The sequence below is a fragment of the Ruegeria sp. A5 genome, from assembly GCF_056543005.1.
Genome location: NZ_JBQGAV010000001.1, coordinates 748,972 through 772,898, shown reverse-complemented (window position 1 = coordinate 772,898; position 23,927 = coordinate 748,972). Strand labels below are relative to the sequence as shown.

Sequence of the window (23,927 nt, the reverse complement as noted above, 5' to 3'; positions counted from 1 at the left end):
ATGCGACGTTGGGGTTTCGCCAAAAAAACGGCAACTCGAAGGAGGTTCGCTAAAGCATCTCAAACGCATCGTTGTGAGAGTTTGTGTTTGACATCACACAATGGCAGCGAAGCAGACGATCGGGCCAAAGAATTGCCGCCAAAAGTGACTAGCCCACCCGCAGACTGTATTCTGATCAATGTATCGGCACCATTCGAGACGGGCTTAATCCATGTGGGAGCAGCGCATTAGGAACTCTCAGCAACCAAATCTGATCGTAAGGAGCGTGGCAAAAGCTGCCCTGTCTGTGCGGGTAAAACTGCTGATGGCGTTTTTGGGTATCACGTTGTTGCTTTTGGGATTGGCGCTTTTTGCGGTGTCGGCCTTGCAGCAATCGAACAGGCGTGTCGATGCGATGATCCATGATCAGGAGAGGATTGCATATTTTAACGAAATCCATTTGGCGCTGAGCGAGTTGAACCTGATGAACTTGTCCTTGGTCATCGATCAGACGCCCGGGGACGAATCGGACGAAATTTTTGCGTTTTCAACCGGCAATTTCATCGGTCAGATCGAGAACCTGCAACATCACATTGCGCAAGGGATACGTCGGTTCCTGCAGGCGGGCAGCAATGAGTCCCAAACCATTGACGAAATCCGCGCAGATTTGGGCGACATCAAAACCAAGGCCGCCGCCATGGTGCGATTTCGAAGAGACGGAGACATGCAGAATCTCGCCGAATTGGGATTGGATCAGATTTTTCGCCAAGTTCGTTCACTGCAAAGCGATGCGTATAATCTTGTGCAGGGCGCCGAAGCAGAGATGCGTGACCGGGCAAATAGGAATGCCGAAGTTTACCAATCGACGCGCAAAATGGTCGTGGCGGCGGCAACAATTGCAATGGGGGCAGCCCTTTTTCTTGGCTACGCAATCTCTTCGTCACTGATCTGGCCAATGCGCCGAATTGGTCAAACACTTAGCGTTGTCGCCGAAGGAGATTTCGCGGCGCGAGTTGATGTCCCCAATCGCGACGAGCTTGGCAAATTGGCAAACGACGTGAATGCAACAAGTGCGCGGCTGGGTGATCTTTATGAACAGGTAGAGACCCAGCGAGCCGAACTGGAAGCCGAATACGACCGGTCGGAAAAGTTGCTTTACAATCTGCTGCCAGAAGACATTGCGGTAAGATTGAAGCTTGAGCCAGACCAGACTATCGCTGACAGTTTGCCCAAGGTTGCAATACTATTCGCTGATATCGTGGATTTCACGCCACGGGCATCGAAACTGCCACCGGAAGATGTAGTCGGGTTTCTGAACAACATCTTTCGTCTATTTGACGAATTGGCCGACAAACACGGATTGGAAAAGATCAAGACAATTGGTGATGCCTATATGGTCGCGGCAGGTATGCCGTCTCCGGTCGGCGACCCGGTGCATCGCGTCGCCGAGATGGCACTGGACGTGCAGCGGTTGGTTTCGGAAATGTCACCTGATTTCCCGGATGGGCTTCAAGTAAGAATCGGACTTCACGCAGGGCCTGCTGTCGCCGGTGTCATTGGAAACCAGAAGTTGTTCTATGATGTTTGGGGGGAAACGGTGAACACCGCCAGCCGGATGGAGAGCCACGGAGAACCGGGGAGGATCCAGGTAACGGGTGCCGCAAAAGAGGAACTTGAAGCGGACTACGACTTCGAACCCCGAGGCGTGGTGGAGATAAAGGGATTGGGTGCTGTGAAAACGTGGTTCCTGATCGGTTCTAAAACCAAAAGCTGACCACTACGTCTCGACCTAATTAATCTGCCACTTCTACTTCAATGGACGGCCACCCGGCGGCGACCGCCCAATTTGGCTCAGCCCAACTGAACCAGCGCGTGGCGTTTCTTGCCCGCGCTGAGTTTGATGGGCGAGGACAGTGCGCTTGCGTCGATCATCAGGCCCGTATCAGTCAGCGGAGCATCGTCCAGTTTGGCGCCGTTTTCGGCGATCAGGCGTTTGGCTTCTTTGCCGGATTTGGCGAGGCCGGATTTGACGATCAACTGCACGATCGACATGCCGTCACCCAGCTCTGATGCGCTGAGGGTCAGGGTCGGGAGGTCTCCGCCAACGCCGCCCTTTTCGAACACCTCGCGCGCGGTCGCCTCGGCGGTTGCAGCGGCTTCTGCACCGTGCAGCAGAGTTGTGACTTCGTTGGCGAGGCGGATTTTGGCCTCGTTGATCTCGGACCCTTGCATCGCGGCCATGCGGTCGCATTCGTCCACCGGAAGCTCGGTGAAGATTTTCAGGAACCGTCCCACATCGGCGTCGGTCGTGTTGCGCCAGAACTGCCAGAACTCATAGGCGCTCAGCATGTCGCCGTTCAACCAAACCGCACCGCCCTGTGATTTGCCCATCTTGCGGCCATCGCTGGTGGTCAGCAGGGGGGTCGTGAGGCCATAGATCTCGTGATCCAGCACCCGGCGGGTTAGGTCGATGCCGTTGACGATGTTGCCCCACTGGTCCGAGCCGCCCATCTGCAGAACGCAGTTATACCGGCGGTTCAGTTCGAGGAAGTCATAAGCCTGCAGGATCATGTAGTTGAATTCGAGAAAGCTCAGCGACTGTTCACGATCCAACCGCGATTTCACCGATTCAAAGCTGAGCATCCGGTTGACCGAGAAATGCCGCCCAATATCGCGCAGGAAATCGAGGTAGTTCAGGCTATCCAGCCATTCGGCATTGTTCAGCATCAGCGCGCCGGTGTCGCTGTCATCGTAAGACAGGTATTTCGAGAACACCTGTTTCATGCCTGCGATATTGGCGTCGATCTGTTCAGGGCCCAGCAGGGGGCGTTCGTCTGAACGGAACGAGGGGTCGCCTACCTTGGTGGTGCCGCCGCCCATCAGGGTAATTGGCTTGTGGCCGGTTTTCTGCAACCAGCGCAGCACCATAATGTTCATCAGGTGACCTACATGCAGCGACTGTGCGGTGGCGTCATAGCCGATATAAGCCGTCTGCACCCCAGAGATCAGCGCGTCGTCAAGGCCCTGATAATCGGTGCAGTCGGCGAGAAAGCCGCGCTCGATCATCGTGGCGATGAAATCCGATTTGGGGTGGTAGGTCATGACGCTCAACAGGCCTTGTGTTCTGGCCCTCTCTGCAAGGGCTGGTGTAAGTCATAGGTCAGTAATTTCAAAACCAGACCCGCTTGGTCGCACGACGGAAGGTACATTCATGCGACTGGCCTTCTAATTCCCTAAGTCTCGCGGAATGTCCAGTCATTGGCGAGCAAGTGCAGTCCGTACTGAAAGAATCTTGCGGATAAGCTTTCTGAGGGAAACGCGAAGAAATAACGCATAGCGAAACACAGAATATCGCGTCAGTCTTTGAAGCGTACCAAGTCCTGCCGGATAACCTCTGGTTCTAGCGTGCAGTGTGTCTGGACAGAAGCGGCTTTTCATTCTTGATGTGGCGTTCAATCAGTTGCTTTTGCAGCTTCCCGGATGGGATCGGGCAGGCGGGCTTGGGGGCAAATTCCAGTTCTGCTATCTCGGGGAATACGCTCAGGATTTCTGTTCGTGCTTCTGGACTGATGGCCTTGAGCACTTCCGGTCCGGCAAACAGGCTTTCCGATGGTGCGCCTTCGGCATAGACTACCTCGTGCTGTCCAAAAAGAAGGTGAAAATACTCGACGCTCTGGGCATCCTGGTCGATGAAAATACCGGGCAGCGAAGTCAGATTGACGGCGGGTACCAGAACTTCGGAAGTCCTGAACATACGCTCGACAATCTTTGAAGACACCATCATCCGGTGCTGCCGGGACACCACAAGATCACGCTGAGGCAAGCCCAGACCTAACGCTCCGGCGCTGATACGAACCGGGCGCAGTTTGGGGTTTGCGGCCAGTTCCGGGGCAGATATCGTACGGCGAAACACCCGCAGCAGGGTGGCAAATCCGGGCCCATCACCTGTGGGTTCAAACACTTCGATCTCATCGCTGGCTTTCAGATCCTCGACCGCCTTATGACCACCCCTTACCCGAATATTCGTGCCACTGGTGAAACAGGGAACAAAGTCGTCAACGGGCAGATTTACGACTGGACTGGCGAAGGCACCGTCACCCAGTGCCGTGATCGTCAGTGTTGTGTTGAGCGGGGGGACATCCCCCAAAAAGCCGATGAAAAACCCTTGCTCGGCTCCGCCGCCAAACGCGCCGTCGCCGCTGGAATCATAGTCGAAAACGCCAATCGTATAGGTATTGGTGCCATCCGTGACTATGTAATTGTAGTCCCAAGCAATTGCATTCCCCAGATAGGTTTGCGTGGGATCGTCTGGGAATTCGTTGTTTACACCGTCTCCTTCGATGGTGTTGGGGTCAACACCATCAGTAATTTCGATCGTATTGTACGCGGAGATCTGAAATGTCGTTCCAACGCCGCCGAATTGGGCCTGGTTCGTGGTCAGAGTCGTGTCCGTCCGAAATGCACCGTATATGTTTGGCATAAACCCTGTTCAGGCCAATTCACTGCCGCTTTTTACTAAGCGGTATGAACCTACTCACCCGTCCTCAATTTGTTGTCTGTGCTTCGCTACATATTAATATCTCATCTATAAGCATTGGCGCAACATTTGCGAATATCCGGGGTTTTGAGCCTGCACTTTTATTGCACTCAACATCCCAAAATACCTGCCATTATTCAGTCGCCTTGTTTCAATGCAAATCTGACGAAGCTGAGCTATATGGAATGATCGTAGGTGCTTCAGATCAAGTGGAACATTGAAACCGGCGATGGGCATTCTTGGGAGAGCTTGGCACCTGCTGTAGCGATCTGCGAACATATGGTAATGGACTTTGTACAGTTCTTTCATGAGCACTCTGAACTGCGCTGCGTTCGAGAACGCCCTGTTGCCTTCATTCGCAGTCTCGTACCTTTCGGAACTCTGTAGCGGCGCACGTTAGAGGCGCGGGCAGAGGCAAGGAAAGGGCACCTTTTCCAAGAAAAATGAAGCTCGCGCATGATGTGTCTTGCCTTGGCTTTGCATTACCGTGCAGGTTGTGCTCAGAACCCGGCGAAACGGGTGGAGAGACGCAATACGAGGTCGGCGTGGGCAGGGTCATCAGTAAATCGGGGGCGATCAGAGCGTTGGGGGCCATGTCGGGCACATCGCTGGACGGTGTGGACGCTGCGGTCGTTGAAACCGATGGGCAGCAGATATTCGGCTTTGGTCCCAGCGGGTATCGCGCTTATTCCGAAGAAGAGCGTGCCTTACTGCGCGCGGCGCTGGGGCTTTGGCATGGACCAAAGGTTGATATTTCGGCTGAATTGGTGACCCGGGCACATGCCGAGGTTCTTTCAGAGTTCGAAGAGGTCGACCTGATCGGCTTCCACGGTCAGACATTGGCACATGAGCCGCGTGGGCGTGGCACGTTGCAGGTGGGAGACGGGCTGGGTCTGTCGCAGGCTTTGGGGCTGCCGGTGGTCTGGGATTTTCGCAGCGATGATGTGGCGCTGGGCGGAGAGGGTGCGCCTCTGGCCCCGTTCTTTCATTTCGCCTGCGCCAAATGGATCGGGGCGGAAGAGCCGCTGTGCTTCCTCAATCTGGGCGGTGTTGGGAACCTGACCTATGTTGACCCGTCTTTTGACGGGCCTGAAGCGCCAGGGGCGTTGCTGGCTTTCGACACCGGACCTGCCAACGCGCCGGTTGACGATCTGATGCAGGCGCGGTTGGGGTTGCCGATGGATCGGGACGGCGCGCTGGCCCGAGAGGGTACGGTCGAGACCGGCGCACTGGAGCTGTTTCTGGCCGAACCCTATTTCAACCGAATGCCGCCCAAATCGCTGGACCGGAATGATTTCTCGGAAATGATCGGTCTGGTGACCGAGCTGAGCGATGCGGATGCGGTGGCCACGTTGACCGGGATGAGCGCTGCGGGTGTGCTGCAGGGGATGGAGCATTGTCCCAAGCCGCCTGTGCGCATGCTGGTTACCGGTGGCGGACGTCACAACCCAGTGCTGATGGAAATGCTGCGCGTGTCGCTGGATTGCCCGGTCGAGCCGGTTGAGGCGGTTGGGCTGGACGGAGACATGCTGGAAGCGCAGGCCTTTGCCTACCTTGCCGTGCGTGTGGCGCGGGGATTGCCGACCTCTTGCCCGGGTACCACCGGGGTAAGTGCGCTGGTCGGGGGCGGTGTCGTGTCTTCTCCGGCGAGGGGTGTCGTGGTGAGCGGGTAGGGGGCTCTGCCCCCGTCGCTGCGCGACTCCCCCGAGGTATTTTTGGCCAGATGAAGATGCGGATCTAGCGATTTAGGGCGCGGGCGTAATCCAGGGTGAATTCGGTGTAGCCGTCCGAGGTGGATTGCAGGTGTGCCTGGGTCCAACGGTGGAAGGCTGGAAGGTGGTGGAAAGGCACGTTTGGAAAGGCGTGGTGCTCCGCGTGGTAGGGCATGTTCCAGGCCAGAAATCGGATCATTCGATTGGTAAAGGTGGTACGGGAGTTTTCGAGCATGTTTGCCACCGGCGGGCAGAGGCCGTGTTCGGCGAGCAGGTATAGGCGCAGGAAAGGCTGGCCGATAAGGGCGGGCAGAAGCCAGAGCCAGAACAACAAGGGGCTGAAGAACAGGCTGAGTGCGGCCAGGGCATATAGTGTGGACAATATTCGGGCTTCGGTTCGTATGGCGTGGTGCTGGCGGGTTGGCAGGTAAGCGGCGCCAATCCTGCCGCGCGCGTTGTCGGTCAACACACGGGCCATACCTGTCCAATATGGCCAACCGCTGAGATAGATCGCAAGGCTGCGCCAGTTTTCAGGGCGGGGTTTGCCGCCAAGTTCCGGGTCTTTGGTTGGGTGGTTTGTCCATTTGTGATGGGCAAGGTGAAAGTAGCGAAACCATGTGAACAGCAGGCAGATAGGAATTGAGACAAGGTGCCCAACCGCTTCGTTGATCCAAGGGGTTTTGAACGGCGTCTTGTGGGTGCATTCGTGGCTGAGCGTAAAGAGGAAAACCAGCAATAGGCCTTGCGGCAGGAGCAGTAGCGGCCAGAGGGGAACCTGTAGGATGATACCGGTGCTGGTTGCTGTCAAAGCGCCGAAATAGATCGCTAGATGTCTGAGACCTGCCATGTCTGACCGCTGTTGCAGCCTGTCCTTGGTCTTGGGCGGGATCGCGGCGATCAGGGAGCGGTGGTCCATGGAATTACACTCCTGGAATATCAAAGCCGGGTGGCGCGAGTTCAAACCCATCAAATTCAAATCCCGGTGAAACAGTGCAACTGACCAGCGTGTAGTCTCCACTGCTGCGCGCCGCCTGCCAATGGCCCTTGGGTACAATAAGCTGCGGTGCGCCTTGGGTCAGATCAGGTGTCAGGATGTGGTCTTTGGCAGGGCCTGTATCGGAGGCGCTGAGCGAGAGGATCAGCGGAGCGCCGGAATGGTAGAGCCAGATCTCGGTCGCATCTACCTTGTGCCAGTGGCTGCGCTCACCCTTTGCCAGCAGGAAGTAGATGCAAGTGCCGGTGGCACGGCCGGGATTGTCGGCGCGCCAAGTCTCTTTGAACCAGCCGCCTTCGGGGTGCTGCTGCAGGTTCAGGTGTTGGATGATGTCTTGCGCGGTCATGGGAGCCTCGGGTCTGTTTGTGGGATTATGCACGCACGCGCACGATCTGCTATGGCAATTGTGTATGCAGAGCATATGTTTGCCGCATGACTTTGACGATCCCGTTTGACAACAGCTATGTTCGCCTGCCGGACACCTTCTTTGCGCGGCAGGGGCCTGTGCCTGTGCGTGCACCGAAGCTTGTTGCCTTCAACAGTGATCTGGCGCGACTGTTGCGGATTGCGCCGGGCGACGTAGAAGAGATGGCGCAGGCTTTTGCGGGCAATACTGTGCCCGAAGGGGCCGAGCCGCTGGCGCAGTTATATTCCGGGCATCAGTTTGGCACCTATAACCCTCAACTAGGAGATGGGCGCGCGGTTTTGTTAGGTGAGACGGTCGGAACCGACGGGATTCGGCGGGATATTCAATTGAAGGGCTCAGGGCAGACACCTTTCTCGCGCCAGGGAGATGGACGTGCCTGGCTGGGGCCGGTTTTGCGCGAATATGTGGTTTCCGAGGCGATGCATGCGCTGGGCATTCCCACCACGCGCGCCTTGGCAGCGGTTGAAACCGGAGAGATCGTGCTGCGCGAGGGTCCGATGCCCGGGGCGGTACTGACACGTGTGGCGCAGAGCCATTTGCGGGTGGGCACGTTTCAGGTGTTTGCAGCGCGAGGGCAGATAGAGAGCCTGCAACGGCTGACTGAATATGCCGTTCAGCGCCACTATCCTGAGGCGGACAGGGCTATGGGTTTGTTGCGCGCGGTTCGGGATGCGCAGGCCGGGTTGATCGCTCGATGGATGAGCGTGGGTTTCATTCACGGGGTCATGAATACTGACAACAGCTCGATCGCCGGTGAGACGATCGATTATGGCCCATGTGCGTTCATGGACAGCTATCACCCGAATACAGTCTATAGCTCGATCGACCGGATGGGGCGGTATGCCTACTCGAACCAGCCTGAGATTGCGGTTTGGAATCTGGCGCAGCTGGCAACGGCCCTAATTCAGCAGTTTGAGGACAAGGACGCAGCTGTCGAAGAGGCCACCGAAATTGTCCATGCCATGCCTGCGTTGATGCAGGCACATTGGCTGGAACGTTTCAGGGCCAAGATCGGATTGGTTCGGGCAGAGGAGGGGGATCTTGAAATGATCTCGGATCTGTTGACGCGGATGGCGCAGAATCAGGCGGACTTCACAAACACGTTCCGCGCGCTGGGCAGCGACCGCGCGCGAGACCAGTTTGCCGACCCGGCGGCTTTTGACGAATGGGCAAAGGGGTGGCAGGAACGCTTGGCGCGTGAGGATGCGCCTTTGGACGTGATGGCTGTGGCCAATCCGGCCTTCATTCCACGCAATCATCGGGTGGAGCAGATGATTCAGGCTGCGGTGCAGGGCGATTACGCACCGTTCAATCGGCTGAATGAAGTGCTGTCACGGCCGTATGAGGATCAACCAGAATCAGCTGACCTGATGCGCCCTCCGGCGAAGAACGAGGTCGTACACGCGACATTCTGCGGTACGTAACAAAGAGACGGTTTCTTATGAAGAAACCGAGCCTGAAACTTTTGAAGTTTCAGGTTTCGAGGCTATCGGGGCGTGTCTGCAAAGGGTTCGGCGATCACCTGACACGCATCTTCATAGACAACGTAGCCGATCCGGTCTGATCGCAGAGTATCGATCTGATATCCGTTTTCTTTGAGTAGTTCGACCATCTCATACGACTTGCCCAAAACCTCATTGGCTTCGGGTTTGAACCAGCTGAGGCCTTTGGTATTGCGCTGAAAGGCGCCTTTAGATTTTGTCCTGTTGAAACGATAGGGGATTTCAAGGTTTTCCCGGAACCAAACCAGCAGCGCCTCAATTCGATCGAATGTGTATTTATCCAGCGCGGCAGTGTCGCGCAGGTCGTAGGCCGCGCAGAAGAACCCCTGACGCGCGTCCATATCTTCTATCTTGATCGGGTGGACAAACCTTATGAACATGATCGTGAAGGTGGCCGAGGGGCTGCGCGGGCTCAAGGCCGTTTTGCACAAATGTTAGCGGAGCAGGCGGCGCGTTGCCATTCAGCGCTGGGTTCAGCTTGCACTTGTCCGACCAGTTGGCGATCTTGGGTTAAATCAGTTTGGTGTGCCGATGACCTACCGCTCGACCCTGCGCCTTGCCAGTTACAACATTCAGAAATGCGTGGGCCTCGATTTCCGGCGGCAGCCGCAGCGGATATTGCAGGTCATCGAAAGCATGCAGGCCGATATCGTTGTTTTGCAGGAGGCGGACAAACGATTGCCGCCCCGTCCTGCCGCTTTGCCACATTTCATGTTGGATGAGGCCGGGTGGCAGATCGTGGACCTGGGCGGTGCCGGTAGTCTTGGTTGGCATGGCAACGCGGTGATCTGGCGTGGGGACGCCATTCAGGTGCGTCAGGCAGGTCATCATGATTTGCCGGGTCTGGAGCCCCGCGGCGCCGTGCGGGTCGAGTTTGATACGCAGATCGGGCCTTTGCGGGTGATGGGCATGCATCTTGGGCTTTTGCCGGCGTCGCGACGCCAACAGATCAGTCATATCCGTCGATGTGATTCTGATCTGGAACACATGCCCACCGTCTGGGCCGGGGATTTCAACGAATGGTCACGCCAGCCTGTTCTAGATCATTTGGCCCCGGACATGCGGTTTCTTCCTCCGGTTCCAAGCTTCCCGGCCGCGCAGCCATTGGGGGCACTGGACAGAATCGCGGTGGGGCAGGGGCTTGAGGCTGCACTGCACGGGGTGCATGATGCGCGGCCCGCGCATATCGCCTCGGATCATTTACCCGTCTGGGCCGATCTGCGACGCATCGCCTGACCGCAAAATCGTCTGTGGCGCAGGGCGCGTAGACATATTAAGACAGAACACCGAACAGTTCCGGGGGTCACCATGTCCGACACGATTATCGCCCGTTGCGAAGCCAAGGGCCTGCGCATGACCGGCCAGCGGCGGACCATTGCACAGGTCTTGCAGCAAAGCGAAGATCACCCGGATGTAGAAGAGCTTTATGCCCGTGCTTCAGCCGAAGATGCGGGAATTTCGATCGCGACAGTCTATCGTACCGTGAAGTTGTTCGAAGAGGCCGGGATACTTGAGCGGCTGGAGTTCGGTGACGGGCGCGCGCGGTACGAAGATGCGGAGCGCGATCACCACGACCACCTGATCGACATGCAGTCAGGCGAGGTGATCGAGTTTGTCGACCCTGAGATAGAAGCGCTGCAAGAAAAGATTGCAGCCAAGCTTGGCTACAGGCTGAAAGGCCATCGCCTTGAATTGTACGGCGTACCGTTGGAAAAAGACTGACACATCACGAAAATCGATCGGTCGGTGAACGCGATTTCATCGAACATGTCGTAATACTGCTTGCGACGTCGCAAAGGTTGCGGTTTTGCTGCCGGAAAGGTCCGCCTGTCAGCGGCCTGTTCCAATGGAAACGCGCATGAACAACGTAAACGGCATTTTGCTGATCATCGGCTCGATGGCGGCCTTCGCGCTTGAGGACATGTTCATCAAGCATCTCTCGGTCAGTGTGTCGACCGGGCAGATCATGATCGCATTGGGTCTGATCTGCGGGGCTGTGTTTACGCTTATGTCTATGGCGACACGTAAACGTATCTTCGACCCGGTCGCGTGGCAAACTTTGCCACTGATCCGTGCCGGGACCGAAGCCTTTGGTGCGCTCAGCTTTGTGACCGCGCTGTCACTTGTTGATCTGTCGACTGTGGCGGCGGTTTTTCAGGCGATGCCTCTATTTGTCACGATGGGGGCAGCACTGTTTCTGGGTGAGCAGGTCGGTTGGCGTCGTTGGAGCGCCATCGGCATCGGCTTTGTCGGCGTCTTGATGATCATCCGCCCCGGGTTCGATGGATTCCAGCCGGAATCATTGTTTGTTTTGGTCTCGGTCGTTGCAATTGCCGCGCGCGATCTGATCACGCGTAGGTTGGATGTTCGTGTGGCCTCGTCGGTCGTCGCATTGCAGGCCTATATCGGAGTGGCGCTGGCTGGTGCGGCCCTTATGGTGTTCACAGCACAGCCCGTTGTGCCGCTGCAAGCTGCGCAGATCGGGCCTTATCTGGGTGCCATCGGGTTCGGCGTTTTGGGCTATTACGGCATCGTAACCGCGATGCGGATTGGCGAAGCTTCAGCGCTGACGCCATTTCGGTATACTCGGTTGGTGTTCTCGATCACGGCCGGGATGCTGATGTTTGGCGAACGCCCCGACAGCATGACGTTGGCTGGTGCCGGTCTGATTATCGGATCAGGTCTGTATACTTTCATTCGAGAACGCCAGCTGGCGCGGGCATTGGCAGTGGCCTAAGCGCCCGCGACCTGTTGGCGCAAACAACAAACTGTTAGCCCTAAAGGCTGAAAAATATAAGTGTTAGCGATAACGGAAACGGTTTACTTTTCGCCGCGTGCTGGTATGAGGCATGCAACCGTTGGCATCATTGGGACCCGTATCATGAGCACGATCATCGACATCCACGCACGCGAAATACTGGACAGCCGGGGCAACCCGACGGTCGAAGTAGACGTGATTCTGGAAGACGGCACCATGGGCCGCGCCGCTGTGCCTTCAGGGGCGTCGACCGGCGCCTACGAGGCGGTGGAAAAGCGCGATGGTGACAAATCTCGTTACATGGGCAAGGGCGTGCTGGAAGCGGTTGCTGCCGTTAACGGCGAGATCGCCGAAGAACTGGTGGGCTTTGACGCGACCGAGCAGGTGGCCATCGATCAGGCGATGATTGAACTCGACGGGACCGAGAACAAGGGCCGTCTGGGCGCGAACGCTATCCTGGGTGTCTCGCTGGCGACGGCCAAGGCGGCGGCGGATTTCACCACGCAGCCTCTGTATCGCTATGTTGGCGGTACTTCGGCGCGCGTTCTTCCGGTTCCGATGATGAACATCATCAACGGGGGTGAGCACGCCGATAATCCGATCGACATTCAGGAATTCATGATCATGCCGACCTCGGCCGCGAATATCCGCGAAGCCGTGCGCATGGGGTCGGAGGTGTTCCATACGCTCAAGCGCGAACTGTCGGCTGCCGGACTGGCCACCGGAGTGGGGGACGAAGGTGGTTTTGCCCCTAACATCGCTTCGACCCGTGAGGCACTGGATTTCATCCTGCAGGCGGTCGAAAAAGCGGGCTACAAACCCGGCGAGGAGATCCATCTGGCGCTGGACTGCGCCGCCACCGAATACTACCGCGACGGAAAATATGTTCTGTCGGGTGAAAACATCTCGCTGACCTCAGAGGAAAACGCTGAGTATCTGGCGACATTGGTCAAAGATTACCCAATTATCTCGATCGAAGATGGTATGTCCGAGGACGATTGGGATGGCTGGAAAGCGCTGACTGATGCCATCGGCAACGAAGTACAACTGGTCGGCGACGACCTGTTCGTAACCAACCCAGAGCGTTTGGCCGAGGGGATCGATCGTGGCTGTGCCAACTCGATGCTGGTCAAGGTGAACCAGATTGGATCATTGACCGAAACTCTGCGCGCCGTCGATATGGCCCACCGTGCACGGTATACCAACGTGATGTCGCATCGCTCGGGCGAGACCGAAGATGCCACCATTGCCGATTTGGCTGTGGCGACCAACTGCGGGCAGATCAAAACCGGCTCGTTGGCGCGGTCGGACCGGTTGGCCAAATACAACCAGCTGATCCGCATCGAGGAATCGCTGGGTGAGGTCGCAGAATACGCCGGCGCGTCGATCCTGAAGCGCTGAGTTTGGCGTACTTGGTAAAACCAGATCAGGCCCCGGCAGAACGCCGGGGCCATTTTTTTCTTTGCGTCATTACCGATCCGTCTAAGCTGGGCATCGAAGGCCAACATGGGAGAGGGCGATTTATGACAACATTCAAACGCATCGTTGGCGCTGGGGCGCTATTGATCCTGCCTCAGCTTGCAGGGGCTGATCGTCCGCCTCAGGCAGTGTGCCAGAAAATGGTGGAAGGCGATCCCAGCGGGCAGGTCACGATGGAGGAATGCCTGTGCACCTATAACGTCGCCAACACGGTTTTGGACGATGACATCAAAGAACTATTGTTCGAGTCCTGGTACACCGGTGAGAACATAACTGAACAGTTGAATGCGCTGCCCAAACCCAAACGCGTGCCCCGGCAGTTCAAGACCATGGAGCAGACGTTCAATAAGAACTGCCGCTGATCGTTAAGCTAAACAAACATAAATGTCGTTATGTGTGAACTTGTTCCTATTGCGGCGCTGTGACTCCCGATAGTCTGCAAGCATTGCAGAAAGGGGGACGATATGTCTGCTTCAAAGGTCTTTCTCGTAATTTCAATGCTTTGCGCGGGGATGCTGGCTGCATGTTCAGAGCCTGGGACCTATCCGATCACAGGGATGCAGGTTTCGCAGGATGATCCGGTGCAGGAAATGGCAAATCCGGCGGTAATCTTCCGGGGGGAATCGCGCTAAAGCGATTTGCTCATCAGCATGTAGCGATCGCGCGGTTTAAAACCTGACCGCAGATATAGTTTCTGCGCGGTTTCGTTGGTCCGATCGACCTCAAGATGCAGGGCGGTCAGACCGGCCTCGGCCAGCGCCTTGGGGAGATCATGCAGCACTTCGGTGGCGATACCGCGTCCGCGAACGGCGGGGCGGATGTAAATCTCATCCACAAAGGCATCCATGCCACCAAACTCGACCGACCAGCCGAAGGTGAGGATGACATAGCCCAGCGGCGCGCGGCCCGGACCGATCAGATATATGCACCCATGGGGTATTCCATCCAGCAGAGGGGCCAGCGCGTTGCGACGTTTCTCGTCATCCTGCGCGATGCCGGATTCCGAGTGAAACGCCGCGACCAGCGCCATCAGTCGGTCCAGATCGTCGGGGCGGGCAAGGCGGAGTGCGGCGGTCATAGGCGGGCAAGTCTTTCTGTGAGCAGGTCGAAGAAACCTTGGGCATCCACGTCACCCATGAACATGGCGTTTGGTGCGCGATCAGTGACCCGCCACCAGTCGGCCACTGTCATGCCCAACGTCAATTCTGATTGGGTTTCGATCTCAACATTGATGTGGCGGCCCGAGAACAACTCGGGTCGGATCAGATAGGCGGTGACGCAGGGGTCGTGCAGCGGTGCGCCCTCCGATCCGTATTTTTCCTTGTCGAAACGTTCGAAGAAATCGGTCATTTCTGCGACCGCATGACCAACCTTGCTGTCCAATGCCCGGAATGCATCGTTGCGATGGGGCGTGACCAGCGCGTCGTGGGTGACATCCAATGGCATTACGACGACATGAATGCCGGATTTAAACACAATATCAGCGGCTTCCGGGTCGACATAAATGTTGAATTCGGCTGCTGGTGTGATGTTTCCAACCTCAAAATACGCACCACCCATCAGCACGATTTCCTGCACCCGGTTGATGATGTCGGGCGCTTTCTGGAACGCTGTGGCGATGTTGGTCAGCGGCCCCAGAGGGCAGAGCGTCACCGTGCCGGGCTCATGTGCGCGTAGGGTATCGATGATAAAATCGACCGCGTGACCTTCGGCCAGAGGCATTTCAGGATCTGGCAAAACAGGGCCGTCGAGCCCTGTTTTACCATGCACATGCTCGGCGGTGACGAGCGGGCGTTTCAGGGGGCGATCGCATCCGGCGTAGACAGGGATTTCGGTGTGCCCCGCCAACTCGCACACGATGCGGGCGTTTTTGGCGGTCAGCTCCAAAGGCACGTTTCCAGCGACGGCGGTGATACCCAGAACCTCGATCTCTTCGGGGCTGGCAAGCGCCAGAAGAATGGCGACGGCGTCGTCCTGTCCGGGATCGGTGTCGATTATGATCTTGCGGGGCATTGTGGTCTCCGGGGCCGTGAAGGGCGGACACTCGCAAGTGTCGCGGGGCTTGTCCAGCGGTTTCAGGCCTCGCGTGCGGCATCCACCGGCGGGAGTTTGCCGTTGGCGCGGTGTTCCTCGATTTTCACCTCGTCCCACAGCGCGTCCATTTCGGCCAGATCACTTTGGGAGGGCGTTTTTCCGCGTTCGGCCAGCCGGGCTTCGACCTTCTCAAAACGACGAGTAAACTTGGCGTTTGTGCGGCGCAGGGCGGCCTCGGGTTCGATGCCTAAGTGGCGGCCGAGGTTGACAATCACGAACAGCAGATCGCCAAATTCATCCTCGAGCGCGTCGGCATCCATGCTGTCGCGCGCCTCTTCCAGCTCAGCGGCTTCCTCGGTGATCTTGGCGAGCACATGGCTGGCGTCAGGCCAGTCGAACCCTACGCGCGCGGCACGTTTCTGCAGCTTATGTGCGCGTAGCAGGGCGGGCAGGTTGGCGGCGACACCGTCTAGTGCACCTTTTTGTTCTTTGCCCGCACGTTCGGCGGCTTTGATGGTTTCCCAGTCCTTTGTCTGTTGATCCGCCGACTTGTCTCGGGACTCATCACCGAAAACATGTGGGTGACGGGTAACCATCTTGTCCGACATGGTGCGCACCACGTCCTGAAAGGTAAAATGCCCAGCCTCTTCAGCCATTTGCGCGTGGAAGACGGATTGGAACAGCAGGTCGCCCAGCTCTCCCTTCAATTCGTCATAAGCCTCGCGTTCGATGGCATCGGCGACTTCATAGGCTTCTTCGATCGTATAGGGCGCGATGGTCGAAAAATCCTGTTCGATATCCCACGGGCAGCCGGATTGAGGGTCGCGTAAGCGGCGCATGATTTCCAGCAAACGCTCGATACCTGCGTCCGTGTCGTGGATCAGAGGATTTTCGGCCATTGCGAACCCTTTCGTTCCGGTGTCAGATGCATCCATCCCGCAGTCAGGATCAGGAGTCCACCCCAGATGCCCGTCGTCAACCGAATTGCCGATTACGCCGCTGATATGGCCAAGTGGCGCCAGCACCTTCACACTATCCCCGAATTGGAATTCGAATGCTATGAGACCGCCGCCTTTGTGGCCGAGCGTCTGCGCGAGTTTGGGGTGGATGAACTGCATGAGGGAATCGCCAAAACCGGCATGGTCGCGATCATCAACGGGCAGGGCGAGGGACCGACTATTGGTCTGCGCGCTGACATGGATGCATTGCCGATTACCGAGGAAACGGGCGTGGACTACGCCTCGAAGAACCCCGGTAAGATGCATGCCTGCGGTCATGACGGGCACACAACCATGCTGCTGGGTGCTGCGCGCTATCTGGCCGAAACGCGGAATTTCGCGGGCCGGGTTGCGCTGATCTTTCAGCCTGCCGAGGAAGAGGGCGGCGGCGCGGGCGTGATGGTTGAAGAAGGCATCATGGATCGGTTCAATATCTCTCAGGTTTACGGCATCCATAACACTCCGGGCCGGCCCGAGGGGCTGTTCGAGACTACGCCGGGGCCGCTGATGGCCGCAGTAGATACTTTCGAGATCAATATTCAGGGCGTGGGCGGCCATGGGGCCATGCCGCATGAGACGCGCGACCCGGTGATGGCGGCTTGCGGGATGGCGCAGGCGATCCAAACTATCGTCAGCCGCAACCACTATGCGCTGGACGATCTGGTGGTGTCGGTGACGCAGATACACACCGGAACAGTGAATAACGTGATACCTGATACCGCTTATCTGAACGGCACCGTTCGCACCTTTGATCCGGCCGTGCAAAGGATGGTCAAAGAGAGAATGGCGCAGATCGTGGCGGGGCAGGCGGCCTCGTACGGTGTCGAGGCCAAACTGGACTATCAGGAGGGTTATCCCGCCACTATCAACGACGCCGACAAGGCGGCATTCGCGGCTGAAGTGGCGCGGGATGTATCCGGCGCGGAACGCGTGAAAGATGATGCTGGGCGTGAGATGGGGGCAGAGGATTTTTCCTACATGCTGCAGGCCCGACCCGGTGCTTACCTGTTCATGGGACAAGGAGATGGCGCTGGGCTGCACCATCCGAAATACAACTTCAATGACGACGTCGCGCCGATCGGAGCGTCCTTCTTCGCACGGATCGTCGAAAAGGCACAGCCGTTGGGCTGACAGGGAATAGATATGGCACTGGAAGATGCAAAGAACCAGGTGGATGAGGCATTCACCAACCCCGATCTTAAGGGGCTGTCCTATGAAAACACCTTTGGCGGCGCGACCTCATTCCTGCGGCGGCTTTATACCAAAGACCTGACGGGTGCGGATATTGCTGTAACCGGCGTGCCTTTCGATCAGGCGGTGACAAATCGCCCCGGAACCCGTCTGGGGCCGCGCGCGATCCGTGAGGCGAGCGCGTTGCAATCCCCGGATGCACCCTATGGCTGGCCCTTTGACGCGCTCAGCGAGTTGGCGATCGTGGATTATGGAGACATGGCCTATGACTATGCCAATATCCCGGCCTTTCCCGACACGCTGACCGATCATATCCGTACCATTTTGGCGGCGGATGTGGCTTCGGTCACGCTGGGAGGGGATCACTATATCAGCTTCCCGATCCTTAAGGCCTATGCCGAGAAATATGGGCCAATGTCACTGCTGCAATTCGATGCGCATACGGACACCTGGGCCGATGACGACATGTCCCGCGTGGATCACGGGACGATGTTCTACAAGGCAGTGAAATCGGGGTTGGTTGATCCGAAACGCTCGGTTCAGGTGGGCATTCGCACTACAAACGAAGACACGTTGGGTGTCAACATCATCGACGCGCGCGAGGTTTACGAATCCGGCCCAGCCGCCGTGGCGCAGAAGATCAGGGGTATTCTGGGCGACAGCCCCGTGTACCTGAGCTTCGACATCGACGGTCTGGACCCTGCTTTTGCGCCCGGTACTGGTACGCCGGTCTGGGGTGGGCTGAGTTCGATTCAGGCGCAAATCATCCTGCGCGACATCGCCGGGATCAACATCAAGGGCGGCGATGTGGTTGAGGTATCTCCGCCATACGATACCTCTGGTGCGACGGCGATTGCGGGGGCTCATGTGGCAACACAGATCATTTGCCTTTTGGGGTGGAACAAGCTGGTGAAGCCTTAACCTTTGGTTAGGCATAATCCCGGTATCTGCTTGGTGAGGCACCGGATCGGAGACATCACATGACCCAATACAACCAACCGATTGGCGGCAATGATCTGGCACGGTTTTCGGGGCCGAACACGTTTATGCGGTTGCCACAGGCGTCGTCGCTGGACCGGCTGGATGTGGCGATCCTGGGGGTTCCGATGGATATCGGCACTTCGTGGCGGTCGGGCACACGGTTCGGACCCAAGCAGATTCGCAGCGAAAGTGCGATGATCCGGCCCTATAACATGTCCAATGGCGCGGCGCCCTTCGACCATCTGCAGATCGCAGATATCGGCGATCTGGCGATCAACACTTTCTCGCTCGCCGATAGTCTTAAGATCATCAAGGAAAGCTATGACGGCATTTTGGCGCAAGGTGTTGTTCCAGTGGCGATGGGTGGGGATCACTCGATCACTTTGCCGATCCTGCGGGCGATGGCAGCCAAGCACGGGCCTGTGGCTCTGGTGCACGTGGACGCCCATGCTGACGTGAATGATGAGATGTTCGGTGAAAAGGAAACCCACGGCACTGTCTTCCGCCGCGCCTATGAGGAAGGGCTGATTGTCCCTGACAAGACCTTTCAGATCGGCATTCGAGGCTCGGGTTACGCCGCCAGCGACTTTACCGAGGCACAGGGTTGGGGGTTCCGTCAGTACCCGGCGTGGGAGCTGTGGCAACAGAACCTGACCGAAATCGGCTCTTTGATCCGTAAAACTGTTGACGATTACCCGGTCTATATCACCTACGATATCGACAGCCTCGATCCGGCCTATGCACCCGGAACAGGCACGCCCGAGATCGCAGGTCTGACCACTCCGCAGGCGCTGCAGTTGATCCATGCGCTGGCAGGCATGAATGTGGTGGGCTGCGATCTGGTCGAAGTATCTCCACCCTATGATCCGTCGGGCAATACGGCACTGACCGCAGCCAATCTACTGTTCGAGATGCTGTGCATTCTGCCCGGAGTGACGTCACGATAGGGGTGCGACGCCATCCTCTGACCGAGTAAGCAGGGCATAGCGGGAATGAATGGGCAGATAAAAATGTTGCTGTGGCTGTTGATTGCGGTGGGCCTTGCAATGGGGGCCTATATCAGACTTGCGCCTTCAGATCCTGTGCGCTGGCATGTGGCCCCTGAAGACACGGAACGAGACCTGAAGGGTGGTGTCGTTCGGGTCGTCGAAACCGGTCCTGATGGGCTGGCGCGTCTCGATAAAATTGCGCGCGCAACACCACGCACCAGTGTGCTGGCCGGATCGCTGGAAGAGGGCATGATCACCTATATCACCCGTACCAAGGTGTTCGGTTTTCCCGATTACACCACCGTGCAGCTAGACGGTGATACGCTGCGTATCTATGCAAGATTAAGATTTGGCCGGAAAGATTTCGGCGTCAATCGGGACCGGGTCACCCAATGGCTTGCTTTGCTGCAACCCTGACGACAAACAGCCCTCTTGCACCTCGCGCCACATGGGCACGTTCAGCGACATCTGGCATTGAGCCATGAACATGCGGCCGTCGACCTGCAGGCATATCATCTCTCCCAACTCGATGCGGGTGCCGGATTTGTCGGTGCAATAGCAGTCTTGCACTTTGCCTCCGGGGCCAACAACATCGGCCATTCCGGGCGTCGCAATGAGTGTCAGGGCTAAGATCAGTCGCTTCATGGCCCAAGCCTAGCACAAGGCAGGGCCTTGACCAAAGCCTCTGGATGATAGACACCGCGCGGATGATCCCCGAAGAACGCCTTGAACAGATAACTCAGCGATTCCAATACCTCGAAGCGGCCATGGCGGATGGTGCCTCGGGCGGGGATATTGCAGCTTTGGCAAAGGAATATTCCGACCTCAAGCCGGTGGTCGATCAGATCATGGCGTGGCGTCAGCTGGTTTCTGATCTGGCCGAGGCCGAGGCAATGCTGTCCGACCCGGACATGAAAGAGCTGGCCGAAGAGGAAATTCCAGAACTGCAGGCGCGTATCCCCGAGGCGGAGCATGCCTTGCAGCTGGCGCTGTTGCCCAAAGACGCGGCTGATGCGCGCCCGGCAATGCTGGAAATACGCCCCGGCACCGGCGGGGATGAGGCCGCGCTGTTTGCCGGAGACTTGCTGCGCATGTATCAACGCTATGCCGAAGCGCGGGGCTGGCAGTTCGAGATCATCGAGGAACAAGCGTCTGATCTTGGTGGGATCAAAGAGGTGGTGGCACATATCAAGGGCGACAATGTCTTTGCGCGGATGAAGTACGAATCCGGCGTCCATCGCGTGCAGCGCGTGCCCGAAACCGAAAGCGGTGGGCGCATTCATACCTCGGCGGCGACGGTGGCGGTTTTGCCAGAGGCCGAGGATGTGGACATTCAGATCGATGCCAATGACATCCGTATTGACACGATGCGCAGCTCGGGCGCGGGGGGGCAGCACGTGAACACGACGGATTCGGCTGTGCGGATTACTCACTTGCCCAGCGGTATCGTGGTGACCAGTTCCGAGAAATCCCAGCACCGAAACCGTGAGATAGCGATGCAGGTGCTGAAAACGCGCCTTTATGATCTTGAACGGCAGCGGATCGACAGCGAACGCTCGGCGGATCGCGCCAGTCAGGTCGGTTCAGGTGACCGGTCGGAACGGATTAGGACGTATAACTTCCCGCAAGGCCGCATGACGGATCACCGCATTAACCTGACGCTTTATAAGCTGGATCAGGTGATGCAGGGCGATCTGGATGAGGTGATCGACGCGCTGACCGCAGATGATCAGGCTCGGCTTCTGGCCGAAATGGCGCAATGATTTCGGCGCTGACAGCCGCGCAGGCCATGGTCGCTGCAACCGCACGTTTGCGCGCAGCCGGTGTGCCTGATCCAGCGCGGGATGCGCGGGTGCTGCTGGCGCATGCGGCGCGGATCGAGGCCAGCCGGGTGACTCTGATCGCGCCCGAAGAACTGCCTGTCGATATTGCGGAACGCTATGACCAGCTGATTTCGCTGCGGGCCATCCGTGTGCCGGTGTCGCATCTGTTGGGCGAGCGGGAATTCTATGGCCGCCGGTTCCGGGTCAGCCGCGATGTGCTTGATCCACGCCCCGAAACCGAGGCTTTGATCGAGTCGGCGCTGAGTGAGCCGTTTGACCATGTACTCGATTTGGGTGTGGGCTCGGGCTGTATCCTGATCACCTTGCTGGCCGAGCGGGCGAGTGCCTCGGGCGTCGGCGCCGACCTCAGCGAAGCTGCCTGTCTGCAGGCCAGCGCCAATGCAGTACAGCATCAGGTGCAGGCGCGCGTCGAGATTCGGCAATCTGACTGGTTCGAAAACATTGAAGGTCAGTTCGATCTGATTGTTTCGAATCCGCCCTATATTTCAGCGGACGAGATGCACGCGCTTTCCCCTGAAGTGCGCGAGCATGAGCCGCGCATGGCGCTGACGGATGAGGGCGACGGTCTGGATGCCTATCGCCGTATTGCGGCGTCGGCCCCGGATTATCTGATGCCCGGCGGGCGTATCCTGGTTGAAATTGGCCCGACACAGGGCGCTTATGTTTCTGCCCTTTTTGATGCCGCTGGTTTGACCGGAGTAAAGGTGATCCCCGATCTGGACAGGCGTGATCGTGTTGTGGGGGCCAGAATGCCGCCTTCTAAGCGAATCTGAGGCCGAAAAATGCCGATTGATGTAAAAAAGCTGCGACATTTTCGAGAATCCCCTTGTCTGAACGCTCAGGACATGTTTACTCAGGACTAGTCGGCGAGGTTGACGCTGTTTCAGCGCACCCCTGACGCCAAGCCCAAAAAGTCGATAGCGCGTAACGGCACAAGCCACTGAGCAGCGTTAGATACGGGTTGATCGACAGTGAATTGATAAGGCTGACGTAAAGTAAGATGAGATCTTCCAAATCCCGCTCGCGGGCCAAGAACAACCGCAATCGTCCTTCTGGCGGAAACGTCGTAAACCGGGTTTTTGACAGCTCGGGCCCTGAAGGCAAGGTGCGTGGCACACCGCAGCAGATCATTGACAAATACAACCAATTGGCGCGCGACGCTCAGCTGTCGAATGACCGCGTGGCAGCTGAGAACTTTCAGCAACACGCCGAGCACTATCTGCGCATGCTAAGCGAAGCGCAGCGCGAGATCGAAGCGCGCCGCGAAGAGCAAGAGCGTCAGAACCGCGAACGACAGGCCGAGCGTGATCGTGAACGCGCGGAGCGTCAGGAACGCGAAGCAGCCCGTCAGGCCGATCCGGCCGAGGCTCCGCAGCCGGACGTTGTGGATTTCGGGAATGAGGCGGCTGCGCCCGATACAGGGCTGGTCGAGACGCCGGAAAGCAAGGATGCCGAGCAACCCGAAGCGACCGAGCGTAAGGAAAAGCCGCGCCGCCCGCGCACCCGGAAGCCAAAGGCTGCCACCCCTGCGGCTGAGGAAGCACCCGCTGACAAAGGCGACGCACCCGAGGCAGCTGAATAAGCGCTTTTCGATCATGAATTGAATGAAAACCCCGGGCAAAGGCCCGGGGTTTTTTCGTTCAGGGTTTGCGAATTTCGCGCGCGAGCGCGCAGAAGGCTTCGAGCGGGATCTGCTCGGCCCGGTCTGTGGGCTTGATCCCGGCTGCGATCAGGCGGTCCTCGATATCTGGCGCTGCCCCTTTCAGTGAGGCCCGCAGCATTTTGCGGCGCTGATTGAAGGCTGTGGCAACCACGCGCGACAGGGTTGCGGCGTCAGCGGGATAGCGGGGTTCGGGCAGGGCAGTCAGGTGAACCACGGCGCTTGAGACCTTGGGCGGTGGAGTGAAGGCTCCGGGTGGCAGGGACATCGCAATGCGCGCTTCGGCCCGCCATTGGGCAAGGATGGCGAGGCGGCCATAGGCCTTGCTGCCGGGTTGGGCGACGATCCGCTCGGCCACTTCACGTTGAAACATAAGGGTCAGGCTCTGCCAGAAGGGCGGCCATTCGGCCGGGGTGAGCCAGCGGACCAGAAGCTCGGTCCCGACATTGTAGGGAAGGTTCGCGGCCACCCGGATCGGAGGTGTCAGGTGGGCCAGCGGCTCGATTTCCAGCGCGTCGCCGTTGATCACTTCCAGCTGGCCCGGATAGGCGGCGGCGATGTCGTTCAGGGCGGCGATGCAGCGGGTGTCCTTTTCCACGGCCACGACCTTGCGCGCGCCTTCGGACAGAAGCCCGCGAGTCAGACCTCCGGGGCCTGGGCCGATTTCAAGGACATCGCATTGAGTCAGATCACCCGCCTGCCGCGCGATCTTGGCGGTCAAGTTGAGGTCGAGCAGGAAGTTCTGGCCCAGCGACTTGCGGGCCGAAAGCTGGTGAGTTGCGATAACCTCGCGCAGCGGGGGGAGGGAGTCGATGGCGCTCATGACTTTAGCGTTGTTCGGA

The 23,927-nt window shown here is 58.0% G+C and carries 26 protein-coding genes; 16 read left to right on the top strand and 10 right to left on the bottom strand.

The annotated features are described in order from the left end of the window. The first annotated feature begins 265 nt into the window (after window positions 1–265). Window positions 266–1,753, top strand: a complete 1,488-nt coding sequence (locus ACR0AY_RS03905) for an adenylate/guanylate cyclase domain-containing protein (RefSeq protein ID WP_170509448.1) — start codon at window positions 266–268, stop codon at window positions 1,751–1,753. 77 nt (window positions 1,754–1,830) lie between these two features. Here ACR0AY_RS03905 and tyrS read toward each other — a convergent pair whose 3' ends face one another. Both tyrS and ACR0AY_RS03895 read right to left on the bottom strand, forming a co-directional pair. Further along, window positions 1,831–3,081 carry a tyrosine--tRNA ligase gene (gene tyrS / locus ACR0AY_RS03900; protein ID WP_170509450.1) on the bottom strand — a complete coding sequence of 417 codons (1,251 nt, stop codon included), beginning with the start codon at window positions 3,079–3,081 and terminating at the stop codon, window positions 1,831–1,833. A 298-nt stretch (window positions 3,082–3,379) separates the two neighbouring features. Beyond that, window positions 3,380–4,459: a Hint domain-containing protein gene (locus ACR0AY_RS03895; RefSeq protein ID WP_480453738.1), complete on the bottom strand. Its 1,080-nt coding sequence runs from the start codon at window positions 4,457–4,459 to the stop codon at window positions 3,380–3,382. A gap of 650 nt (window positions 4,460–5,109) precedes the next feature. On the opposite strand from ACR0AY_RS03895, the gene ACR0AY_RS03890 reads away from it, so the two are divergent. Then, window positions 5,110–6,189, top strand: a complete 1,080-nt coding sequence (locus ACR0AY_RS03890) for an anhydro-N-acetylmuramic acid kinase (protein WP_480453842.1) — start codon at window positions 5,110–5,112, stop codon at window positions 6,187–6,189. Window positions 6,190–6,253: 64 nt separating this feature from the next. On the opposite strand, the gene ACR0AY_RS03885 is transcribed toward ACR0AY_RS03890, so the two are convergent. Next, window positions 6,254–7,144 (bottom strand): fatty acid desaturase, encoded by an 891-nt coding sequence (locus ACR0AY_RS03885; RefSeq protein WP_170509460.1) that lies wholly within the window; start codon window positions 7,142–7,144, stop codon window positions 6,254–6,256. A 4-nt stretch (window positions 7,145–7,148) separates the two neighbouring features. Then, complete coding sequence (locus ACR0AY_RS03880; protein ID WP_170509491.1) at window positions 7,149–7,568, bottom strand: cupin domain-containing protein; 420 nt, start codon at window positions 7,566–7,568, stop codon at window positions 7,149–7,151. A gap of 86 nt (window positions 7,569–7,654) precedes the next feature. On the opposite strand from ACR0AY_RS03880, the gene ACR0AY_RS03875 reads away from it, so the two are divergent. Further along, window positions 7,655–9,073: a protein adenylyltransferase SelO gene (locus ACR0AY_RS03875; protein WP_170509494.1), complete on the top strand. Its 1,419-nt coding sequence runs from the start codon at window positions 7,655–7,657 to the stop codon at window positions 9,071–9,073. A 62-nt stretch (window positions 9,074–9,135) separates the two neighbouring features. Here the strand turns inward: ACR0AY_RS03875 and ACR0AY_RS03870 are convergent, their stop codons facing one another. After that, complete coding sequence (locus ACR0AY_RS03870; RefSeq protein WP_480453736.1) at window positions 9,136–9,567, bottom strand: hypothetical protein; 432 nt, start codon at window positions 9,565–9,567, stop codon at window positions 9,136–9,138. A gap of 115 nt (window positions 9,568–9,682) precedes the next feature. Here ACR0AY_RS03870 and ACR0AY_RS03865 point away from each other — a divergent pair, with 115 nt between their 5' ends. The 6 genes from ACR0AY_RS03865 to ACR0AY_RS03840 all read left to right on the top strand — a co-directional run bounded on the left by ACR0AY_RS03865 (window position 9,683) and on the right by ACR0AY_RS03840 (window position 14,020). After that, complete coding sequence (locus tag ACR0AY_RS03865) at window positions 9,683–10,387, top strand: endonuclease/exonuclease/phosphatase family protein (protein WP_170396721.1); 705 nt, start codon at window positions 9,683–9,685, stop codon at window positions 10,385–10,387. A gap of 72 nt (window positions 10,388–10,459) precedes the next feature. Continuing rightward, window positions 10,460–10,873, top strand: coding sequence for a Fur family transcriptional regulator (locus ACR0AY_RS03860; RefSeq protein WP_170396723.1), 414 nt, complete (start codon window positions 10,460–10,462; stop codon window positions 10,871–10,873). Between the two features lie 136 nt (window positions 10,874–11,009). Further along, window positions 11,010–11,888 carry a DMT family transporter gene (locus tag ACR0AY_RS03855; RefSeq protein ID WP_170509497.1) on the top strand — a complete coding sequence of 293 codons (879 nt, stop codon included), beginning with the start codon at window positions 11,010–11,012 and terminating at the stop codon, window positions 11,886–11,888. A 144-nt stretch (window positions 11,889–12,032) separates the two neighbouring features. Continuing rightward, the gene (gene eno, locus ACR0AY_RS03850) at window positions 12,033–13,310 is read left to right on the top strand and encodes a phosphopyruvate hydratase (RefSeq protein ID WP_170406273.1); all 1,278 of its coding nucleotides are present in this window, start codon (window positions 12,033–12,035) and stop codon (window positions 13,308–13,310) included. Between the two features lie 122 nt (window positions 13,311–13,432). Continuing rightward, window positions 13,433–13,750, top strand: a complete 318-nt coding sequence (locus ACR0AY_RS03845) for a hypothetical protein (RefSeq protein WP_170422059.1) — start codon at window positions 13,433–13,435, stop codon at window positions 13,748–13,750. A 102-nt stretch (window positions 13,751–13,852) separates the two neighbouring features. Further along, window positions 13,853–14,020: a hypothetical protein gene (locus ACR0AY_RS03840; protein WP_170396730.1), complete on the top strand. Its 168-nt coding sequence runs from the start codon at window positions 13,853–13,855 to the stop codon at window positions 14,018–14,020. Here ACR0AY_RS03840 and ACR0AY_RS03835 read toward each other — a convergent pair. From ACR0AY_RS03835 to mazG, 3 genes are all read right to left on the bottom strand, one after another. Continuing rightward, window positions 14,017–14,466 (bottom strand): GNAT family N-acetyltransferase, encoded by a 450-nt coding sequence (locus tag ACR0AY_RS03835; RefSeq protein ID WP_170422057.1) that lies wholly within the window; start codon window positions 14,464–14,466, stop codon window positions 14,017–14,019. The two genes, ACR0AY_RS03840 and ACR0AY_RS03835, sit on opposite strands and share 4 nt — an antisense overlap. Next, complete coding sequence (locus ACR0AY_RS03830; protein ID WP_170509500.1) at window positions 14,463–15,401, bottom strand: nucleoside hydrolase; 939 nt, start codon at window positions 15,399–15,401, stop codon at window positions 14,463–14,465. Before ACR0AY_RS03830 ends, ACR0AY_RS03835 begins: the two co-directional genes overlap by 4 nt. 62 nt (window positions 15,402–15,463) lie before the next feature. Continuing rightward, complete coding sequence (gene mazG, locus ACR0AY_RS03825; protein WP_170509503.1) at window positions 15,464–16,321, bottom strand: nucleoside triphosphate pyrophosphohydrolase; 858 nt, start codon at window positions 16,319–16,321, stop codon at window positions 15,464–15,466. A 66-nt stretch (window positions 16,322–16,387) separates the two neighbouring features. Here mazG and ACR0AY_RS03820 point away from each other — a divergent pair, with 66 nt between their 5' ends. From ACR0AY_RS03820 to ACR0AY_RS03805, 4 genes are all read left to right on the top strand, one after another. Further along, window positions 16,388–17,551: a M20 aminoacylase family protein gene (locus ACR0AY_RS03820; RefSeq protein ID WP_170509506.1), complete on the top strand. Its 1,164-nt coding sequence runs from the start codon at window positions 16,388–16,390 to the stop codon at window positions 17,549–17,551. A gap of 12 nt (window positions 17,552–17,563) precedes the next feature. Further along, entirely contained in the window at window positions 17,564–18,532 is a 969-nt protein-coding gene (speB, locus tag ACR0AY_RS03815; protein WP_170509509.1) for an agmatinase, read from the top strand. 59 nt (window positions 18,533–18,591) lie between these two features. Further along, on the top strand, window positions 18,592–19,539 hold the full coding sequence (gene speB / locus ACR0AY_RS03810) for an agmatinase (protein ID WP_170509512.1): 948 nt from the start codon (window positions 18,592–18,594) through the stop codon (window positions 19,537–19,539). 63 nt (window positions 19,540–19,602) lie between these two features. Beyond that, a complete protein-coding gene (locus tag ACR0AY_RS03805) occupies window positions 19,603–19,998 on the top strand; it encodes a DUF1499 domain-containing protein (protein WP_480453734.1) in 396 nt (131 codons plus the stop codon). On the opposite strand, the gene ACR0AY_RS03800 is transcribed toward ACR0AY_RS03805, so the two are convergent. Next, window positions 19,924–20,226, bottom strand: a complete 303-nt coding sequence (locus ACR0AY_RS03800) for a hypothetical protein (protein ID WP_170509520.1) — start codon at window positions 20,224–20,226, stop codon at window positions 19,924–19,926. The genes ACR0AY_RS03805 and ACR0AY_RS03800 overlap by 75 nt on opposite strands. 62 nt (window positions 20,227–20,288) lie before the next feature. Here ACR0AY_RS03800 and prfA point away from each other — a divergent pair, with 62 nt between their 5' ends. From prfA to ACR0AY_RS03785, 3 genes are all read left to right on the top strand, one after another. Beyond that, complete coding sequence (gene prfA, locus ACR0AY_RS03795) at window positions 20,289–21,344, top strand: peptide chain release factor 1 (RefSeq protein WP_170396981.1); 1,056 nt, start codon at window positions 20,289–20,291, stop codon at window positions 21,342–21,344. Beyond that, entirely contained in the window at window positions 21,341–22,198 is an 858-nt protein-coding gene (gene prmC, locus ACR0AY_RS03790) for a peptide chain release factor N(5)-glutamine methyltransferase (protein ID WP_170509523.1), read from the top strand. The genes prfA and prmC overlap by 4 nt, the downstream gene beginning before the upstream one ends. Before the next feature lie 227 nt (window positions 22,199–22,425). Continuing rightward, window positions 22,426–23,007, top strand: a complete 582-nt coding sequence (locus ACR0AY_RS03785) for a DUF4167 domain-containing protein (RefSeq protein ID WP_170509525.1) — start codon at window positions 22,426–22,428, stop codon at window positions 23,005–23,007. Window positions 23,008–23,065: 58 nt separating this feature from the next. Here the strand turns inward: ACR0AY_RS03785 and rsmA are convergent, their stop codons facing one another. After that, window positions 23,066–23,908: a 16S rRNA (adenine(1518)-N(6)/adenine(1519)-N(6))-dimethyltransferase RsmA gene (gene rsmA / locus ACR0AY_RS03780; protein WP_170509528.1), complete on the bottom strand. Its 843-nt coding sequence runs from the start codon at window positions 23,906–23,908 to the stop codon at window positions 23,066–23,068. Window positions 23,909–23,927 lie beyond the last annotated feature (19 nt).

Bases quoted from the DNA above. Each gene is read 5' to 3' on its own strand.
- tyrS (WP_170509450.1), bottom strand. From the start codon at position 3,081: ATGACCTACCACCCCAAATCGGATTTCATCGCCACGATGATCGAGCGC.
- ACR0AY_RS03895 (WP_480453738.1), bottom strand. From the start codon at position 4,459: ATGCCAAACATATACGGTGCATTTCGGACGGACACGACTCTGACCACG.
- ACR0AY_RS03890 (WP_480453842.1), top strand. From the start codon at position 5,110: ATGTCGGGCACATCGCTGGACGGTGTGGACGCTGCGGTCGTTGAAACC.
- ACR0AY_RS03885 (WP_170509460.1), bottom strand. From the start codon at position 7,144: ATGGACCACCGCTCCCTGATCGCCGCGATCCCGCCCAAGACCAAGGAC.
- ACR0AY_RS03880 (WP_170509491.1), bottom strand. From the start codon at position 7,568: ATGACCGCGCAAGACATCATCCAACACCTGAACCTGCAGCAGCACCCC.
- ACR0AY_RS03875 (WP_170509494.1), top strand. From the start codon at position 7,655: ATGACTTTGACGATCCCGTTTGACAACAGCTATGTTCGCCTGCCGGAC.
- ACR0AY_RS03865 (WP_170396721.1), top strand. From the start codon at position 9,683: ATGACCTACCGCTCGACCCTGCGCCTTGCCAGTTACAACATTCAGAAA.
- ACR0AY_RS03860 (WP_170396723.1), top strand. From the start codon at position 10,460: ATGTCCGACACGATTATCGCCCGTTGCGAAGCCAAGGGCCTGCGCATG.
- ACR0AY_RS03855 (WP_170509497.1), top strand. From the start codon at position 11,010: ATGAACAACGTAAACGGCATTTTGCTGATCATCGGCTCGATGGCGGCC.
- eno (WP_170406273.1), top strand. From the start codon at position 12,033: ATGAGCACGATCATCGACATCCACGCACGCGAAATACTGGACAGCCGG.
- ACR0AY_RS03845 (WP_170422059.1), top strand. From the start codon at position 13,433: ATGACAACATTCAAACGCATCGTTGGCGCTGGGGCGCTATTGATCCTG.
- ACR0AY_RS03840 (WP_170396730.1), top strand. From the start codon at position 13,853: ATGTCTGCTTCAAAGGTCTTTCTCGTAATTTCAATGCTTTGCGCGGGG.
- ACR0AY_RS03835 (WP_170422057.1), bottom strand. From the start codon at position 14,466: ATGACCGCCGCACTCCGCCTTGCCCGCCCCGACGATCTGGACCGACTG.
- ACR0AY_RS03830 (WP_170509500.1), bottom strand. From the start codon at position 15,401: ATGCCCCGCAAGATCATAATCGACACCGATCCCGGACAGGACGACGCC.
- mazG (WP_170509503.1), bottom strand. From the start codon at position 16,321: ATGGCCGAAAATCCTCTGATCCACGACACGGACGCAGGTATCGAGCGT.
- ACR0AY_RS03820 (WP_170509506.1), top strand. From the start codon at position 16,388: ATGCCCGTCGTCAACCGAATTGCCGATTACGCCGCTGATATGGCCAAG.
- speB (WP_170509509.1), top strand. From the start codon at position 17,564: ATGGCACTGGAAGATGCAAAGAACCAGGTGGATGAGGCATTCACCAAC.
- speB (WP_170509512.1), top strand. From the start codon at position 18,592: ATGACCCAATACAACCAACCGATTGGCGGCAATGATCTGGCACGGTTT.
- ACR0AY_RS03805 (WP_480453734.1), top strand. From the start codon at position 19,603: ATGTTGCTGTGGCTGTTGATTGCGGTGGGCCTTGCAATGGGGGCCTAT.
- ACR0AY_RS03800 (WP_170509520.1), bottom strand. From the start codon at position 20,226: ATGAAGCGACTGATCTTAGCCCTGACACTCATTGCGACGCCCGGAATG.
- prfA (WP_170396981.1), top strand. From the start codon at position 20,289: ATGATCCCCGAAGAACGCCTTGAACAGATAACTCAGCGATTCCAATAC.
- prmC (WP_170509523.1), top strand. From the start codon at position 21,341: ATGATTTCGGCGCTGACAGCCGCGCAGGCCATGGTCGCTGCAACCGCA.
- ACR0AY_RS03785 (WP_170509525.1), top strand. From the start codon at position 22,426: ATGAGATCTTCCAAATCCCGCTCGCGGGCCAAGAACAACCGCAATCGT.
- rsmA (WP_170509528.1), bottom strand. From the start codon at position 23,908: ATGAGCGCCATCGACTCCCTCCCCCCGCTGCGCGAGGTTATCGCAACT.